Annotated in this window: 8 protein-coding genes; 6 read left to right on the top strand and 2 right to left on the bottom strand. The window is 61.6% G+C overall.

Going from position 1 to position 18,421, the window contains the following annotated elements; all coding sequences use genetic code 11:
- Positions 1–11,016: a non-ribosomal peptide synthetase gene (locus ACTD9P_RS03670; RefSeq protein ID WP_438866741.1), complete on the bottom strand. Its 11,016-nt coding sequence runs from the start codon at positions 11,014–11,016 to the stop codon at positions 1–3.
- Positions 11,017–11,225: 209 nt separating this feature from the next.
- On the opposite strand from ACTD9P_RS03670, the gene ACTD9P_RS03665 reads away from it, so the two are divergent.
- Together ACTD9P_RS03665 and ACTD9P_RS03660 are read left to right on the top strand one after the other, a co-directional pair.
- On the top strand, positions 11,226–11,489 hold the full coding sequence (locus ACTD9P_RS03665; RefSeq protein ID WP_017139593.1) for a type II toxin-antitoxin system HicA family toxin: 264 nt from the start codon (positions 11,226–11,228) through the stop codon (positions 11,487–11,489).
- Positions 11,474–11,839 (top strand): type II toxin-antitoxin system HicB family antitoxin, encoded by a 366-nt coding sequence (locus ACTD9P_RS03660; protein ID WP_438866740.1) that lies wholly within the window; start codon positions 11,474–11,476, stop codon positions 11,837–11,839. The genes ACTD9P_RS03665 and ACTD9P_RS03660 overlap by 16 nt, the downstream gene beginning before the upstream one ends.
- 8 nt (positions 11,840–11,847) lie before the next feature.
- Here the strand turns inward: ACTD9P_RS03660 and ispC are convergent, their stop codons facing one another.
- The gene (ispC, locus tag ACTD9P_RS03655; protein WP_438866739.1) at positions 11,848–13,029 is read right to left on the bottom strand and encodes a 1-deoxy-D-xylulose-5-phosphate reductoisomerase; all 1,182 of its coding nucleotides are present in this window, start codon (positions 13,027–13,029) and stop codon (positions 11,848–11,850) included.
- 288 nt (positions 13,030–13,317) lie between these two features.
- Here ispC and ACTD9P_RS03650 point away from each other — a divergent pair, with 288 nt between their 5' ends.
- The 4 genes from ACTD9P_RS03650 to ispG are packed head-to-tail and all read left to right on the top strand — an operon-like array spanning position 13,318 to position 18,420.
- Complete coding sequence (locus tag ACTD9P_RS03650; protein WP_438866738.1) at positions 13,318–14,334, top strand: terpene synthase family protein; 1,017 nt, start codon at positions 13,318–13,320, stop codon at positions 14,332–14,334.
- A 19-nt stretch (positions 14,335–14,353) separates the two neighbouring features.
- Positions 14,354–16,183 carry a 1-deoxy-D-xylulose-5-phosphate synthase gene (gene dxs / locus ACTD9P_RS03645; RefSeq protein ID WP_438866737.1) on the top strand — a complete coding sequence of 610 codons (1,830 nt, stop codon included), beginning with the start codon at positions 14,354–14,356 and terminating at the stop codon, positions 16,181–16,183.
- The gene (ispH, locus tag ACTD9P_RS03640) at positions 16,180–17,109 is read left to right on the top strand and encodes a 4-hydroxy-3-methylbut-2-enyl diphosphate reductase (RefSeq protein WP_438866736.1); all 930 of its coding nucleotides are present in this window, start codon (positions 16,180–16,182) and stop codon (positions 17,107–17,109) included. Before dxs ends, ispH begins: the two co-directional genes overlap by 4 nt.
- An 18-nt stretch (positions 17,110–17,127) precedes the next feature.
- On the top strand, positions 17,128–18,420 hold the full coding sequence (ispG, locus tag ACTD9P_RS03635; protein ID WP_438866735.1) for a flavodoxin-dependent (E)-4-hydroxy-3-methylbut-2-enyl-diphosphate synthase: 1,293 nt from the start codon (positions 17,128–17,130) through the stop codon (positions 18,418–18,420).
- The last annotated feature ends 1 nt before the right edge of the window (position 18,421 follow it).

The following is an 18,421-nucleotide window of genomic DNA, read 5'->3' as shown; positions in this document are numbered from 1 at the left end:
TCAAATCGCCTCTAGTTCGCTTAAAAAGTCACGAAGATCATCAAAGTCTTCCGCGCTGCCGGCGCGGAAGGTGGCAGCGGCCTGGGCATAGGCGCGCAGCGTTTCGGTCTGGAACACTTCCACCAAGGGCACTTCCAGCCCCAGTTCAGCCTGCACCCGCGAGGTGATCTGGATCGCCAGCAGGGAGTGGCCGCCTACTTCGAAGAAGTTATCGTCCAGGCCCACGCGGGGCAGGTGCAGAATCTCGGCCCAGATCGCGGCAATCTGTTGCTCCAGCTCGGTTTGCGGGGCGACGTAGTGCTGCTGCATCAGACTCGCATCCGGCTCGGGCAGGCCCTTGCGGTCGAGTTTGCCGTTGGGGGTCAATGGCATTTGGTCCAGGAACATGAAGTGCGTGGGCACCATGTAATCCGGTAGCCGGGTTTTCAGGGCACGACGCAGGCTGTCGCGGAACGCGGTGTGGTCGAGCTGCACGGTGGCAGGCACTACATAGGCGACCAACTGCTTGCCGGCCGGGCCTTCCTGCGCGATCACCACGGTTTCACCGACTGCATCCTGCTCACGCAGGCGCGCTTCGATTTCACCCAACTCAATACGGAAACCACGGATTTTCACCTGATGGTCGACACGCCCGAGGTAATCCACCACGCCGTCCGCACGGCCCCGAGTCAGGTCGCCACTGCGATACACGCGGCTGCCAGGTTTGCCGAATGGGTCCGGCACAAAACGTTCGGCAGTGAGTGCCGGGCGTTCCAGATAACCACGCGCCACGCCTTCGCCGCCCAGGTACAGCTCACCGGCCACGCCGATGGGTTGCAGGTTGAGTTGTGAGTCCAGCACGTAGCCGCTGCGGTTGCCCAACAATGTGCCGATTGGCGCATAGACCGCGCCGCAGGGATCGCCGCGACGGGCTTTCCACAGCAATGGCGTGACCACGGTTTCGGTCGGGCCGTAGCCGTTGAACAGGTAAGTTGGTTTCAGTGCGCGCCAGGCCAGGTCGTAACTGGCCTGTGCCACCGCATCGCCGCCGAAGCAGTACACGCGCACATTGGGCGGGTTGCCATCGCGCTCGGCATGCTCGGCCAACTGTTGCAGGTACACCGGCGGGAACACAGCCATGGTCACGTTGTGACGGTGCATTTGCGCGTAGGTGTATTCCGGCAGCCACAGGCTGTCGTCGCGGATCAGCACGCTGGCGCCATTGATCAGCGGGTGCATCCAGCCTTCATGGGAGCCGTCGAAGGCGAAGGACATGAAGTGCAGTTCGCAATCGGCCGGGCCGGTTTCATAACGCTCGCCGGTGGCGATGATGTGCGCCACCAACGGCCCGTGGGAAACCGCCACGCCTTTGGGCATGCCGGTGGAACCGGAGGTGTAGATCACGTAGGCGAGGTTGTCGCCGTCCAGATTCACCTGCGGCGCGGTATCGCTGTAGCCGGTCCAGTCTTCGGTGCGGTCGATGGCCAGGGTTTCGAGGCCCTCGGCTACCGGCAATTGCTGCAGCGCAGTGGTGTGGCTCAGCAGCAATTTCGCGCGGCTGTCTTGCATCATGTACAGCAGGCGATCACGCGGGTATTCGATGTCCAGCGGCACATACACCCCACCGGCTTTCATCACCGCGAGGAACGCCACCATGATTTCCGCGCTGCGCGGCATGGCAATCGCCACCCGCACTTCCGGGCCGACGCCACGGGCGATCAGTGCATGGGCCAGGCGGTTGGCCTGGCGATCCAGCTCGCCATAAGTCAGGGTCTGCGCATCGAATTTGACCGCCACCGCATCCGGGTTTTCCCGCGCGCGATCAGCAAACAGCTCATGCACCAAGCGTTCGGCCGAGAAGCCGGCGTCGGTGCAGTTCCACAGTTGCAGGATGTGCTGCTGCTCGTCGCTATCCAAGAGGTGCAACTGGCCGATGTTCTGCTGCTGATCGGCAACCATCGCCTGCAACAGGTTCTGCCAGTGGCGGGCCATGCGCTCAATGGTCGAGGCGTCGAACAGGTCGGTCGCATAGCTCAGGGACGCACTCAACTGGTCACGGGACTCCTCGATGTCCAGGGTAAGGTCGAAATGCGCAGCCGTTTCATCCCAGCTCACCGGGCTCATGTCCAACTGCGCCAGGCGCTGTAAATGCTCGCTGGCCTGACTGATGTGATGGTTGAACGCCACCTGGAACAACGGGCTCAAGCTCAGGCTGCGCTCAGGTTGCAGGGCCTCGACCAGTTGCTCGAACGGCAGGTCCTGATGGGCCTGGGCTTCCAGGGCGCGCTGCTTGACCTGCTGAAGCAACTGGGTAACGGTAGTTTGCGCGTCGATCTCGGCCTTGAGCACCTGGGTGTTGACGAAAAAGCCGATCAGCCGTTCGGTTTCAACACGGTTGCGGTTGGCGATCGGCACGCCGACACGGATGTCGCGCTGGCCGCTGTAGCGATGCAACAACGCGTGGTAGGAAGCCAGCAACAGCATGAACAGCGTCACACCTTGGCGCTGGGCCAACGACTTGAGGCCATCGAGCAACGGGGTCGGCAACGCAATATACAAACGCGCGCCGCGATGGGACGGTACCGCAGGGCGCTGGTGATCGAAAGGCAACTCCAGCACCGGTTGCTCGCCGCCGAGCAGTTCACGCCAGTAGTCGAGCTGGCGCGCTTTTTCACCGGCTTCCATCCAGTCGCGCTGCCATTTTGCGTAGTCGGCGTACTGGATCGGCATCGCCGGCAATTGCAGGGCCTGGCCTTGGTTGTAGGCCGCATAGAGCTGCACCAGTTCGTCGACCAGCACTTGCATTGACCAGCCATCGGAGATGATGTGATGTTGCACCAGGACCAGCACATGCTCGTCTTCAGCCAGGCGCAAGAGGCTCACACGCATCAGCGGCCCCTGGCGCAGATCGAACGGTTGCGCCACCAGTGCTTGCACTCTGGATTTGAGCTGCGCTTGGTCGGTGAGCTGCAACGCGAGTTCGATCCGCGCCTGTGGGCTGACCACTTGCACCGTGCACTCGGCCTCTTGCTTAAAATGCGTGCGCAGGCTGTCGTGACGCGCCACCAGGGTATCGAAGGCACGTTGCAGGGCGCTGCGGTCCAGCGGACCTTTCAGGCGCAGCGCACTCGGCACGTGATAGGCAGAGCTGTGCGGGTCAAGTTGCCAGAGGAACCACTGCCGTTCCTGGGCATAGGACAGCAACATTGGCTGATCGCGATCCGCCGCCACCATTGACGGCGCCGAAGCGCTGACCTCGGCCAGATTGTTAACCCCCGCCAGATTGTTAATAAAGTCGCCCAGCACGGGCTGCTCAAACAGCGTGCGCAGTGCAACTTCGATGCCCAGGCCATGACGCAAACGGGACACCACCTGCGTTGCGAGCAACGAATGCCCGCCCATCTCGAAGAAGTGATCGTTGAGCCCGACCCGTTCGGCGCCCAGCACCTGGGCCCAGATAGCCGCGACGCGTTGCTCGGTCTCGGTGACCGGTGCAACCCAATCGACCAGGGCTTGGCTGATATCCGGCTTGGGCAGCGCGGCACGGTCCAGCTTGCCGTTGGGGCTCAGTGGCAAGCGCTCCAGCACCAGCAGATGCGCCGGAACCATGTAGTCCGGCAGCTCCTGGCGCAACGAAGCCTTGAGCTGCGTGCGCAATTGAGCCTGCTCGGTGTCGGACAACGACTGGCTGGCGACGATATAGCCGACCAACTGGTTGTCCGCCGCGATCACCAGCGCCTCGCGCACATTGGCCTGGGCCAGCAGGCGCGCTTCGATTTCACCCAACTCGATACGGAAACCTCGTACCTTGACCTGATGGTCGATTCGCCCCACGTACTCGATCATCCCATCGGCGCGGTAGCGCGCCAGGTCACCGGTACGGTACAAACGGCCGACGCCGTCAGCGCAGAAGGGATCGGGAATGAAGCGGTGGGCTGTCAGGTCCGCACGTTTGAAATAACCCCGCGCCAGCAGCGGCCCGCCGATCACCAACTCGCCCGCGACACCTACCGGCACCGGGTTGAGGTTGGCATCCAGGAGGTAAATGGCTCGGCCATCCAGCACGCGGCCAATCGGCATCATCGACGGCAAGGCTTCACGGCCCTCGACATACGCGGCGCAGTCCAGGGCAGTGGCGGTCACCGTGGCTTCGGTAGGCCCGTAGGTATTGAGCAGCCGCACATGCAGCAAGCCCGCTGCGCGCCAGGCATTCAGCCCTTCAGGCGGCATGGCTTCGCCGCCAATGTGCAGTTGGCGCAGGCGCCCGTAATCACGTGGGCCCAGGTCTGCAAAGTCGCGCACCAGAGCCAGCCAATAGGCCGTGGTCAGGTCGACCACGGAAATATCGTGTTCAATCAGCTGCTGGTAGAAGGTGTCGCTGTCCCACAGTTCGCCACCGCGCACCACCACCGCCGCACCGCAGCACAACGCCGGGTAAAGCTGCTCGACAAAACCGTCGAAGTTGAAGGTGCCAAATTGCAGGACTCGGTCATGGGCTTGCAGCGCAAACAGTTCGGTGAACACCTCCACATGCCGGGCCAGGGACGCGAGGTCGATGCCCACGCCTTTTGGCCTGCCGGTGGAGCCGGAAGTGAACATCACGTAGGCCAGGTTGGCCGGCTGCGCCCTTGACTCGGGGTTTTCAGCGCTGTAGTCGGCCAACCAGTCTGCGCCGGACTCCAGGCACACAAGCGTCAGGTTTTCGCTGATCGGCAGATGCTCCACCAACGGCTGTTGGGTCAGCAGTAATTGCAGACCGCTGTCCTCGATCATGCATTGCAGGCGTTCGGCCGGGTATTTCGGGTCCAGCGGCACATAAGCGCCACCGGACTTGAGCACCGCCAGCAAGCCGACGATCATTTCCAGGGAGCGGTCCACCGCCACACCCACCAGGGTGTCGGCGCTGACGCCCAACGCGATCAGGCGATGGGCCAGGCGGTTGGCGCGCAGGTTGAGGTCGGCGTAGGTCATGCGCTGCTGATCCAGGATCAGCGCGATGTTTTGCGGGTGCAACGCGGCCTGTTGTTCGAAGCGCTGCAATACGCTTGCCTTGGCCGGTTGAGCGACACTGCGCGGGTTCCAGTCTTGCAGTACGCGGGTGTATTCAGGGGCCAACAGCAAGGGGATGGCGCCCACGGCTTGCTCGGGCGCCTGGATAAATTGCTGCAGCAAACCCTGCAAGTAGGTGCCGATGTGCTGCACGGTGTCGGTGTCGAACTGCGCCCGCAGGTATTCCAGGTGCAGGCTCAGGCGCTCGCCGCCGTGCACGGTCAGTGTCAGCGGGTAGTTGGTGCGCTCCTGATGGCTGACGCCACTGAAACGCAAACCACCCTCGCCCGACTGCTCCAGCGTCTTGGCCACCGGAAAGTTTTCGAACACCACCAGCGTGTCGAATAACGCCTCACCGGCCGAACCGGCCCAGCGCTGGATATCAAACAGCGGCGTGTGTTCATGTTCGCGCATTTCCAGGTTCAGTGCCTGTACGCATCGCACCCACTCGCTGACGCTTTGCGCCGGGCTGGCGGCGGCAATCAGCGGCAAGGTGTTGATGAACAGGCCGACTTGCTGCTCGACATCCGCCAACTGCGCCGGCCGCCCGGACACCGTCACCCCACAGGCGACGCTGGACTGGCCGGTGTAGCGTTGCAGCAGCAACAGCCACGCCGATTGCACCAAAGTGTTGAGGGTCACTTGGTGTGCACGGGCGAAGGCCGCCAGGCGCTGAGTCTGGCTAGCATCCCACTCACAAAGGACTTCACCGTATTCACCCGCACTCTGCGCCGGGCTCTTGACCACACTGCGCGCCAGGTGTGTCGGCTCGTCCAACTGCGCCAGGCGCTGGCGCCAAAAGGCCTCGCCCAACGCCGGGTCCTGCCGTTGCAACCAGGCGATATGCTGGGAAAACGCCGCGCCCACCGGCGCCAATGCCTGGCCCTTGCAGGCCTGCAGCACTTCATTGAGCACCAGTGCATTGCTCCAGCCATCCATCAGGATGTGATGGCTGGTGTAGATCAAGTGCCAGCGGTCTTCAGCCGTACGCATCAACGCCACTCGCAGCAACGGCGGACGCGCCAGCTCGAAGCCCTCGCGATGGTGCTCGGCGGCCAGGCTCTCCAGCGCGGCGGGAAGGTCCTGACGCCCACGCCAGTCGAATTCGGTAAACGGCAAGCTCACCTGTCGATACACCACTTGCAGGGCCTGGCCCTGGTCGTCCTGCCAGACAAACCCGGTGCGCAACATGTCATGCCGTGCCAGCACTTGCGCCCAGGCGCGCTGGAATACCGCCACGTCCAGGCCGTGCACATCGGCGCGCAGCTGGCTGACGTAAACGTCGTCCTCGCCCTGTTGGTAGAGGCTGTGAAACAGCATGCCTTGCTGCATCGGCGACAGCGGGTACAGGTCCTGCACGTCCCTTGCTGGCAGTGCCAGCTCGTCCAGCTGGGGTTGGGTCAATTGCGCCAGGGTCACGTCGGCCGGTGTCAGGCCGCCGTGTTTCGGATCGACGCAATGCGCGATCAGGGCCAGCAGTTCCTGCTGGAAATCATCCGCCAGGCGCTGGACAGTCGCGACCTCGAACATTTCCCGGCTGAACCCCCATTGCAGGGCCAATTCACCGCCGTACACCTGCCCCTCCACCGTCAGCCAGTTGGCTAACGGCGCCTCCGGGTCCTGGGCCTGCCCACTGCCCTGGGTGGCGGGCACGAACAGCGCCGACTCGTTGAACTGGCGGTCGAACTGCCCCAGGTAGTTGAACGTGATGCGTGGCGCGGCGAGTTTCGAGAGCGCTTCACGGGCGTCAGGCGTGCCAAGGTAACGCAGCAGGCCGTAGCCAATGCCTTTGTGCGGCACGGCACGCAGTTGTTCCTTCACCGACTTGATCGCCGCCGACAGCTCGCCATCGGCTTGCAGGCGCACCGGGAACAGGCTGGTGAACCAGCCGACGGTGCGGCTCAGGTCGAGCGTATCGAACAGGTCTTCACGGCCATGGCCTTCCAGCTGGATCAGCGCGGCAGGCTGCTCGCTCCAGCGGCTGACCACCCGCGCCAGCGCAGTGAGCAGCAGGTCATTGACCTGGGTGCGGTAGGCCGCCGGGGCGTCTTGCAGCAGTTGACGGGTGTGTTCGGCGCTCAAGCGAATTTCGAGCTTGCTGCCCAGACGATTCTGCAGGCCGCCCTGGGGGTTGTCGCAGGGCAGATCGGCGCTCGCGGTCTGGGCCTGCCAATACGGCAGTTGGTCACCCAGCGTCAGCGCATGGGCCTGTAACTGCTGCGCCCAGTCTTGGTAGGCACTGGTTTTGGCCGGCAACGCCGCGCTGCGGTAAGCCTGTTGCAGGTCTTCGAGCAGAATGCGCCACGACACGCCATCGACCACCAAGTGATGCACCACCAGCAGCAGGCGCTGGGCGCCGTCTGCCATCGAGACCAGTACTGCGCGCAGCAGCGGACCCTGTTCAAGGTCGAGGCTGCGGTGTGCCTCGTCACAGAGTGCGGCCAGCTCAGCCTCGTCAGCGACCTGCGCCTGCCACACTGAAGCGCTTGCAACCGGCTCGGCGTGGGCCTGCTGCCAGCCGTCTGCCTGGCGCACAAAACGCAGGCGCAGGGCGTCATGGTGGTTGATCAGGCGGGTCAACGCCGCGTCCAGGCGCGCAGGCTCCAGGGCTTCACGCGGGGCCAACAGCAGCGACTGGTTCCAATGCTGGCGCGCCGGGATCGCCTGCTCGAAAAAGCTGTGTTGCACGGGCGTGAGGATCACCTCGCCGCTGACTGGCCCCTGATCGATAACCGTCGCCTGTTCAAAGCTCGCCACCAACGCCAGGCTGCGCACGCTCTGGTACTGGAACAGGTCACGCGGGCTGAGGCGAATCCCCGCCTGACGGGCGCGGCTGACCACTTGGATGGAGATAATCGAGTCGCCACCCAACTCGAAGAAGTTGTCGTCCAGCCCCACTTGCGCGGTGCCGAGCACGTCGCTCCAAATTGCCGCCAGGGCTTTTTGCAGGGCGTTTTCAGGCGCGACAAAGGCTTGCTGCGGCGCGGCATCCGGCAACGGCAGCGCCTTGCGGTCGAGCTTGCCGTTGGCAGTGACCGGCAGTTTGGCCAGGGTGACGAAGTGCGTGGGCACCATGTATTCCGGCAGGCTGCTGAGCAACGAGGCCTTGAGGTCGCTCGGCGCTTCACCCTCGTTAACCAGGTAGGCAACCAGCTGTTTGCCGCCCTGCACCAGTACCACCGCTTCACGCACCTGCGGGTGTTGCATCAGGCGGGTTTCGATTTCGCCCAACTCGATACGCAAGCCGCGCAGCTTGACTTGATGGTCGAGACGGCCGAGGTATTCGATCACGCCGTTGTTACGTTGGCGCACGCGGTCGCCGGTGCGATACAGGCGCTCGCCGTCAACAAAAGGGCTCGGTACAAAGCGCTCGGCGGTCAAGCCGGGACGGCGGTGATAACTGCGCGCCAGGCCGACGCCGCCCAGGTACAACTCGCCTGAAACACCGGCGGGTACCGGGTTGAGCTGGGCGTCGAGCACATAGGTGGCAAGGTTGGCGATCGGGCGGCCGATGGGCACGCTGTCGGCACCCTCGTCGGTGCATGTCCAATGGGTGACGTCGATGGCGGCTTCGGTGGGGCCGTAGAGGTTGAACAACCCCGCCGCTGGTAGTTTGGCGAACACCTGCAACTGCGCGTCCAGCGGCAATGCCTCGCCGCTGCACACAATGCGTTTGAGGTTCGTGCAGGCACGCACGCCCGGCTCATGGATAAACGCCTGGAGCATCGACGGCACGAAGTGCAAGGTAGTGATGGCGTGACGACTGATGGTCTCGATCAGCCGCGCCGGCTCGCGATGTTCGCCGGGCGCGGCGACCACCAAGCGAGCGCCGGTCATCAATGGCCAGAAAAACTCCCACACCGACACATCAAAGCTGAACGGGGTTTTCTGCAAGACCGCATCGCTGGCGTTCAGGCCATAAGCCTGCTGCATCCAGCACAAGCGGTTGACCAGCGCACGATGGCTGTTGCCGGCGCCCTTGGGTTTGCCGGTGGAACCGGAGGTGTAGATCACGTAAGCGAGGTTGAGCGCCTGGATGGCCACGGCCGGTGATTCACTGCTATAGCCGTCCAGCCAACCCGGCGCCTGGTCCAGAACGATCACTTGCACGCCATTAATCGGCAGCAAAGCCTGCAGGCTCTGCTGGCTGAGCAACAGCTTGATGCCGCTGTCTTCGATCATGTAGGCGAGGCGTTCCTGGGGGTATTCCGGGTCCAACGGCACATAGGCACCGCCAGCCTTGAGGACCGCCAACAGACCCACCACCATCTCGACCGAGCGCTCCACGCAGATACCCACCAGCACGTCGGGGCCAACGCCCTGCTCGCGCAAGGCATGGGCCAACTGGTTGGCGCGGGCGTCGAGCCGGGCATAGCTCAACGTGGTCTCAGCAAACACCAGCGCCGGAGCATCCGGGGTGCGCTGCACCTGCTCTTCAATGAGCCGATGCACTCCTTGCGCGGTCGGGTACGCCTGGGCCGTCTGGTTCCATGCCTGGACCAGCACCTGCTGCTCATCGGCGGCCAGCATCGGCAACTCACCGATACGGTGTTCGTCGCCAGCCACCATGGCGTGCAACAGGCTGACCCAGTGCTGGGCCATGCGCGTTATAGAGGGCGCGTCAAACAGGTCGTTGGCGTAGGTCAACGCAGCCTGCAAGTTGCCGGACTTTTCGTAGGTATCCAGGGTCAGGTCGAACTGGGTGGTACGGCCTTGCCACTCCACCAGCGCCAGCTCCAGGCCGGAGGCGGTGCTCACCGAGGCAATGTCCGCTACCAGCGGCTGGTGGTTGTACATCACCTGAAACAGCGGCGTATGGCTCAGGCTGCGCTCGACCTTGAGGGCTTCCACCAGGCGTTCGAACGGCAGCTCCTGATGGGCCTGCGCGCCGAGGGCGTGCTCCTTGATGCCCTGCAGTAGTTCGGCGACACGGGTTTGCCCGGTCAACTCGGTACGCAGTACCTGAGTGTTAACGAAAAAACCGATCAGCCCTTCGACTTCGCTGCGATTGCGGTTGGCGATCGGCACACCGACGCGAATATCGCCCTGCCCCGTATAACGATGCAACAACACGTTGAAAGCGCCCAACAGCAACATGAACAGGGTCACATTGTGCTTTTGCGCACAGCTGCGCAGTTGCGCGGCCAGGCCGGAATCGATGGCGAAATTATGCCGGGTGCCCTGGTAGCTGGGCATGGCCGGGCGCGGGCGATCGGTGGGCAGCTCCAACACCGGATGTTCATCACCCAGACGGGCCTGCCAGTACTCAAGCTGGCGCGCCTGCTCCCCCGCTTCCAGCCAACGGCGCTGCCACAGGGCGTAGTCGCTGTACTGGATCGGCAGCGCCGGCAACTGCGGCGTTTCGTTGCGTTCGTGGGCGTCGTAGCAGCGAATAAATTCGTCGATCAGCACATTCATCGACCAGCCATCGGAGACGATGTGGTGCAGGGTCAGCAGCAGCACGTGCTCTTGCGCATCGAGTTTAAGCAATTGCACACGCAGCAGCGGGCCGTTTTCCAGGTCGAAGGGCAACAGCGATTGACGGGTCGCCGCCTGGTTGACGGCCTGCTCGCGCTCGTCAAAGGCCAGCGCACTGAAGTCCAGAGGCTCGACGACAACCGACGGCTCGATGGCAACTTGCAGCAAACGATCGTCGGCCTGGCGCTGGAACACCGTGCGCAGGGTTTGATGACGTGCCACCAGGCTTGCGAATGCCTGCTCCAGTGCGCGCAGGCTGAGGGCGCCTTTTAACCGCACGGCGCCCGGCAGGTTATAGGCACCACTGGTCGGGTCCAGTTGCCACAGAAACCACATACGTTGCTGCGCGTAGGACAGCGCCTGGCGATCCTCCACCTCCACCCCTGCCGGAATCGGAAACCGGGAAAAATCCACGCCTTCTTTCTGTAGGGCTTGCAGGAAAACCTGGCGCTTTTCCAGGGGCAACCCGATAAACCGGCGAGCAAGTTTCAAGGAGTCTTCAGCATTCATTTCTTGGAGTCCGGAACAATAGGCAGGAAGCACAAAGGCACGTCGTCCCTATAAAACGAACCGGACAAGGAAAAATTAGCGGGGCGTAAGCGGCGTGAAGTGCGGTGTCATCAAGGGTTACATCAATCTCAGCCAAGCCTTGCAATCTCGAGCTAGCATTGACGAACACCACTTTTTGCAACTACATTTAGTTACACGCAGGGAACGCCGTGTCCAAAAATGAAAAGCTGCTCGCCAAACTGCTCAATGAGCACATGGCTTTTACCTGGCCTGAGCTGGTAACGCTGCTGCACCAGCTCGGCTACAGACAGATTGAAGGGGCTGGAAGCCGCGTAAAATTCGATATCGGCAACCCCAGTGCAATGATCACCTTGCACAGGCCTCACCCCGGCAACGAACTGAAACACTACATTCGGCGCCAGATCATCGAACAATTGAAATCAGGAGAACTGATTCAGTGGACAACCAACTGAAACACCAAGGCTACATCGGCTCTATCGAAGCCAGCCTCGAAGACAACTGCCTGTTCGGCAAGGTGCTGTTCATCAAGGCACTGGTGAGCTACGAAGGCAAAACCGTCGCCGAGCTGGACGCGGCGTTCCGTGAGGCCGTGGATGACTACCTCGTGACCTGCCAGACACTCGGACAAACCCCGGAGAAGCCTTGCAAAGGTTCATTCAACGTGCGCGTCGGCCACGACTTGCATTTGGCAGCGGCCCTGGCGGCGACGCGCAAGAAAGTGACGCTCAATGACCTGACGCGGCAGGCGCTGAATGAGTTCTTGCAACATCACAGTGGGGACGCTTGCCCTGCAGTGGGCTGACGCCAACGTTAGCGGCTCAAACCGCACAACCGCACGTGCTCGCGGGCCAGGCGACGTGCCTGATGATCCAGGGCGAGGACCGCCTCAAGGTCGGATTGCGTCGGCACGTCGATCTCCTGCAACGTCTGCTCGACCACCTGGGAAATATGGGTGAACCGAATGCGCCGCCCCAGAAACGCCTCGACGGCCACTTCGTTGGCCGCACTCAGGGCGGCACTGGCCCGGGCACCATCAGCCAATACCTGCAATGCCAGGCCCAGACACGGAAAGCGCTCAACATCGGGGTGTTCGAATGTCAGGCCGTCGAAACGTGTCAGGTCCAAGGGTTCTACACCTGACTCCATTCGTTGCGGATAGGCCAGGGCGTGGGCGACAGGCATGCGCATATCGGGGTTGCCCAGTTGCGCCATAACCGACTGATCGCGAAACACTACCATCGAATGCACCACGCTCTGCGGGTGGATCAGCGCTTGAATGCGACTGGCCGGCAGGTTGAACAACCAATGGGCCTCGATGATTTCCAGCCCTTTATTCATCATCGTCGCGCAATCCACGGAGATCTTGCGGCCCATGGACCAGTTGGGGTGGGCGCAGGCTTGATCGGGGGTGACGTCGGCCAAGCTGTCTGCTGGCCGATTCCGGAATGGTCCACCCGATGCAGTGAGAATCAGGCGCTCGACGCCTTCAAGCATGCCCTGACACCCTTGCAAACATTGGAAGATTGCATTGTGCTCACTGTCCAGCGGGATCACGACTGCGCCGGCATTGGCAGCCGTCTCAATGAACACAGCGCCCGACATGACCAGCGCCTCCTTGTTGGCCAGGAGAATTTTCTTGCCTGCCTGCGCGGCACTCAACGTCGGTAGCAAACCTGCTGCGCCGACAATGGCGGCTACCACCGTATCGGCGTCCGGCGCGCTGGCGGCACTGCATAAGGCTTCGACACCGCACAGCACTTGCGTAGGAACATCGGCCGCGAGTAAGTGAGCCTGCAACTCGATGGCGTGTTGCGGCTCGCTGACCACCGCTATCGCAGGGCGAAATTGCCGGCATTGCTGGTACAGCTTGTCTATCCGCCGATGGGCTGAAAGCCCATATACCATCAATGACGCTGGGTGACGCGCGACTACATCCAAAACGCTGTCGCCGACCGACCCGGTTGAACCGAGAACGAGCAGGCGTTGCACCATGATTTTTTGCCATCCCTTTTATGTAATCCGTGCCCAATAATACCAAGCACCCACAGACGTTTTGCAACACGCTATACAGACCCACTGGCGATAGACTAAAACACATTTACTTCTATACCTGTGCTTAGTACTTTTTTTAAAAGTTTCGATTCCAAATAAACCTAAATGACCGCCTTGCATTAAGCTTTTAAACCTCTAGATTAAACAACTTCTCCTTGACACTTTCTCCCACCCATCGTTGTTGGTCCGCAGTACCGTCCAATGGCAAAGACACTTCGGAGTCTTGCTATGAACGAACCCGACAGTTTATGCATGCCTGTCTTCACCTTTAGTTGGCCTGATGCCTGCTCGCCCCATGCGCAGGCCGTTGAACAGCACGTCATTGAGTGGGTGGAACACTACCAACTGATCCCCAACCAAGCACTTCGCGCCCGTACGATCAAGGCTCGCTACGGTTGGCTGGCTGCACGCTGCTATCCCCGCGCTCCACTGGATTTACTCAAAACCATCGCCGACTACATCGCCTGGTTGTTCCTGGTCGATGATTTGTTGTTTGACTGGGCCAAGCATCTGTCGCCGCGCACTGTCGACCATATCACCGCGGTCATCGACGTGCTTGACCTGAACGACACCCAGGCCCAACCGGGGTTTGGCGAGCGTGCCCTGCTCGATATCTGCCAGCGTTTGCGTGGGCAAGTGGGTGCAGAACGCTTTGAGCATTTCGCCCATGGTACGCGCATGGTGTTCGCCAGCACTGCGCTGCTGATCCTGGGGCGCTTGAACGGTGAGCGGATGGCGCTACGCCAGTACGGATGTGCCCGTCGGCACGGCAGTGGTGTGGTCCCCTGTATTGCACTGCTCGACAGCGCTACGGCAGCGCCGCTGGAGAGCGAGGTGCGTTTCTGCCCCCAGGTACGACAACTCAAAGAGAGTGCCAATACGATTGTCAGTTTGATCAATGACATCTTTAGCGTGAGCAGTGAACTTAAACAACCAGGGCAGAGCGCAAACATCGTTATGCTATTGGCGGGTCAACAGCACTCGCTGCAAGAGGGTATTGAGCTGAGCGCGAATAAAGTGCGTATTGAAATAGAGCGCTTCACGAAACTATCAGAGCAACTTCTTGACCCTGCAAGCCCTGCACTTAACCACTATATCCAAGGCCTGAGGTATTGGCTGAGTGGACATCAGCACTGGCTGGAAAATGATACCGCACGTTATGACTCGACGTCGTTTGACAGTGAAGCACAACAGCGTTCTATCGCCCATGCCGTCAACTACGCCGACAGCGTCATAATGCCCTGAAGCGCGAAGGAGCCCCGCCATGTTCGATCTCCTCAGCAGCGTCGACAGCCCTGCCCGCCTGCGAACCTTGCACCCCGCTGCACTACGCCCTTTGGCGGATGAACTACGGGCGTTCATCCTAGGCAGTGTGAGTGCCACAGGCGGCCATCTTTCGGCTAACCTGGGCACGGTCGAGTTGACCGTCGCCCTGCATTACGTGTTCAACACCCCGGATGACCGAATTGTCTGGGACGTCGGGCACCAGGCCTATGCCCACAAGATTCTCACCGGGCGGCGCGAGGAGATGGGCGGTATTCGTCAGTTCGGTGGGATTTCGGGATTTCCTCGCCGCTGTGAATCAAGCTACGACTGCTTTGGGACCGCGCACTCGAGCACATCGATTTCAGCCGCACTGGGCATGGCCCTGGCGGCTCGACACCTGGCACACCCGCGCCATTGCATCGCCGTGATCGGCGACGGTGCCTTGAGCGGCGGCATGGCCTTTGAGGCGCTGAACAATGCGGGCTTGTATCGCGACCTGCCGCTTCTGGTGATCCTTAATGATAATGACATGTCGATCTCCCCTTCGGTGGGCATGCTGCGCGAGCACCTGGGCGCCTTGACCGCCAATCGCGATGGCTGCCATGAGAACAATCTGTTCAAGGCACTGGGCTTGAGTTACAACGGCCCAATCGACGGGCACGACCTGGATGAGTTGGTGTCCATCCTGCGCCGCATGAAACACTGCCGTGGGCCACAACTGCTGCATATCGTTACGCAAAAAGGTCATGGCTACTCGCCGGCCGCTGCCGACCCGGTGCTCTATCACGGGCCGGGCAAGTTCAATCCGGTGCAGGGCATTCTTGCACCAGCCCCCACTGTGCCCACGTATACCCAGGTATTTGGCCAGTGGCTGGCGGATGCAGCCGAGCGCGACTCACGCATCGTCGTGATTACCCCGGCCATGCGCGAAGGCAGCGGCCTTGTCGCATTCGAGCGACAGTTTACCGAGCGTTATTTCGATGTCGGCATTGCTGAACAGCACGCGTTGACCTTTGCCGCCGGCCTCGCTGCCGAAGGCATGAAACCGGTGGTGGCCATCTATTCAACGTTTCTGCAGCGGGGCTATGACCAACTGATCCATGACATTGCCTTGCAGCAATTGCCTGTGGTGTTTGCCATCGACCGCGCCGGCATTGTGGGAGCCGATGGTGCAACCCACATGGGCGCCTTCGATATCGCCTATTTGCGCTGCATCCCCCACCTGACCCTGATGGCGCCGGCCGACGAGCAAGAATGTCGGCAGATGCTGCACACCGCGGTGCAACAACCCGGCCCTTGTGCAGTACGTTATCCAAGGGGTTCGGGCAGCGGCGTGGCACCTTTGTCCGCACTCACCGAACTACCGCTTGGTAAAGGCGAGATCCGCCGCACCTGTAGCCAGGTCCGAGGAAATCGCATCGCCATCCTGGCCTTTGGCGCCATGACACAAAAAGCCCTGGAAGCCGCTGAACTGCTCGACGCCACGGTAGCCAACATGCGTTTTATCAAACCGCTGGACCGCGACCTGATCCAGACGCTGGCGCGCCAGCATGATTGGCTGGTCACCATTGAAGAAGGGTGCATCATGGGCGGTGCCGGATCGGCCTGCCTGGAATACCTGTCCAGCCAGAACCTGCACCCTCCACTGCTGCAGCTGGGCCTGCCCGATCAGTTTATTGAGCACGGTACGCCTGAACAGCTCTTGCGCAATTACGGGCTGGACGCCATGGGCATCGTCCGATCCCTCCAGCGATTCGCCGATGAATACCAGTTGGGGTGCCCGTCGCTCAGCGACACCACAGCCTTCCCGGTGAGCGCACCGGCATGAACGTTATCCTCGCTCAACCACGGGGTTTCTGTGCCGGGGTGGTACGTGCAATAGACACGGTTGAACAGGCCTTGGCACTCTACGGCGCACCGGTCTACGTGCGTCATGAGATTGTGCATAACCGCCATGTGGTTCAGACGCTGCAGGACCGGGGCGCAGTTTTCGTCGACGATCTGGAGCAGGCACCGCTGGGCGCGGTGACTATTTTCAGCGCCCACGGGGTCGCACGGGCTGTCGAGCAACAGGCGCGCAAGCGTCAACTTCACGTGCTTGATGCCACGTGCCCGCTGGTAACCAAGGTGCATAACCATGGGCGTCAATACGCCGCAAAAGGTTATCAGTTGATCCTGATCGGCGAGCCCGGCCATCCTGAGGTCATTGGCATTCAGGGCCAGGTAGACGCGCCGATCACCCTGATCCAGACCATCGAGCAGGTGCAGGCCCTGGTGTTTCCTTGCGAAACCCCACTGGCCTACCTTACCCAGACCACCCTGAGTGTCGATCACACCCGCCACGTGGTCGACGCCCTGAAGCAGCGCTACCCGCATATTGTCGGGCCAGACGACCGCGACATTTGCTACGCCGTGCAGAACCGCCAGCAGGCCGTGCGTGAACTGTGCCCCCTGGTCGATGTGTTGCTGGTGGTCGGCAACGCCCATAGCGCCAACGCCATGACGTTATGCTCGGTGGCCAACCACAGCGGCAAGCCCAGCCACTTGGTGGCCGACGGTAGCGAGGTGGACAGTCGCTGGTTTACACCACAAATGACCGTGGGCATCAGTGCAGGTGCCTCGACCCCGGACGCCTCGGTACAGGACGTTATCGCGGCATTGGCGCGGATTGCCCCGCTGCACATCCAGACCTTGCCGGGCCTCGAAGAACAGGTGCTGTTTCGTCCCCCGGCCGGGTTGATTGCCCGGCAATAGCCCGCAGGAGGCATGGTCATGAACATTCCCACCTCACGTCGTGTTACCCGCCAAGTGAAAATCGGCGCTCTTTGCCTGGGCAGCGACGCGCCTATTGTGGTCCAGGCCATGACCAATACTGACACCGCCGACGCCCAGGCTACCGCCGCCCAGGTGGAAAGCCTGGCGCGCTCCGGCGCGGAACTGGTACGTATCACCGTCAATGGCCACGAGGCGGCCGCCCAGGTTGCGAACATCCGCGATCTGTTGGACCGCCATGGCATTGATGTACCGCTGGTGGGCGATTTTCACTTCAATGGCCATCGCTTGCTGGCGGCCTACCCTGCGTGTGCACAGGCACTGGCCAAGTACCGCATCAACCCCGGCAATGTCGGTAAAGGCGCGCGACGCGATGAACAGTTCTGCCAGATGATCGAAATCGCCTGTCGCCATGGCAAGCCGGTACGCATCGGGGTCAACTGGGGCAGTCTCGACCCGGACTTGTTGGCGCGCATGATGGACGCCAATGCCGCCCTGCCCGTGCCACTGACAAGCGATACGGTCATGCGCGAAGCCCTGGTGGTGTCGGCGCTGGACTATGCCAACCGGGCGATCGAGGTCGGGTTGTCGGCCGATCATATCGTGTTGTCGGCCAAGGTCAGCCAGGTACAGGACTTGATCGCTGTGTATCGCAACCTGGCGGTACGCTGTGATTATCCCCTGCACCTGGGGCTGACCGAAGCAGGCATGGGTTCCAAAGGCATCGTCGCATCAACGGCGGCTCTTGCTGTGCTGTTGCAAGAAGGCATTGGCGACACCCTGCGTATTTCCCTCACCCCGAAGCCCGGCGGTGAGCGCGCCAAAGAAGTCCAGGTGGCCCAGCAAATCCTGCAAACCATGGGCTTGCGCGCGTTTACCCCACAGGTGGTTGCGTGCCCCGGGTGTGGGCGCACCACCAGTTCGTTCTTCCAGGCATTGGCGCAACAGATCGAAGCGTACCTGCGAGAACAAACGCCAGTATGGCGCACGCGCTACCCCGGCGTTGAGCGCATGCAGGTTGCGGTCATGGGCTGCGTCGTCAACGGCCCGGGCGAAAGCCGGCTGGCGGATATCGGCATTTCATTGCCAGGTGCCGGAGAACACCCCTCGGCGCCGGTGTTTATCGATGGCGAAAAGGTTTTGACGCTCAAAGGCGCCGGTATCGCTCAAGACTTCATTCGCTTACTGGATGCGTATGTTCAAACCCGCTACGGCCCAGCCACCCCGCATAATCAGCTGGAGCAACTACTGCACGCATCTTCCTTGATCATGCCACCAACCGACAGTCTCTAGT

The sequence above is a fragment of the Pseudomonas onubensis genome (genome assembly GCF_965653655.1).
Lineage (GTDB): Bacteria > Pseudomonadota > Gammaproteobacteria > Pseudomonadales > Pseudomonadaceae > Aquipseudomonas.
Note: the sequence above shows the minus strand (reverse complement) of the source record. Positions and strands in the feature narration are given on the sequence as shown.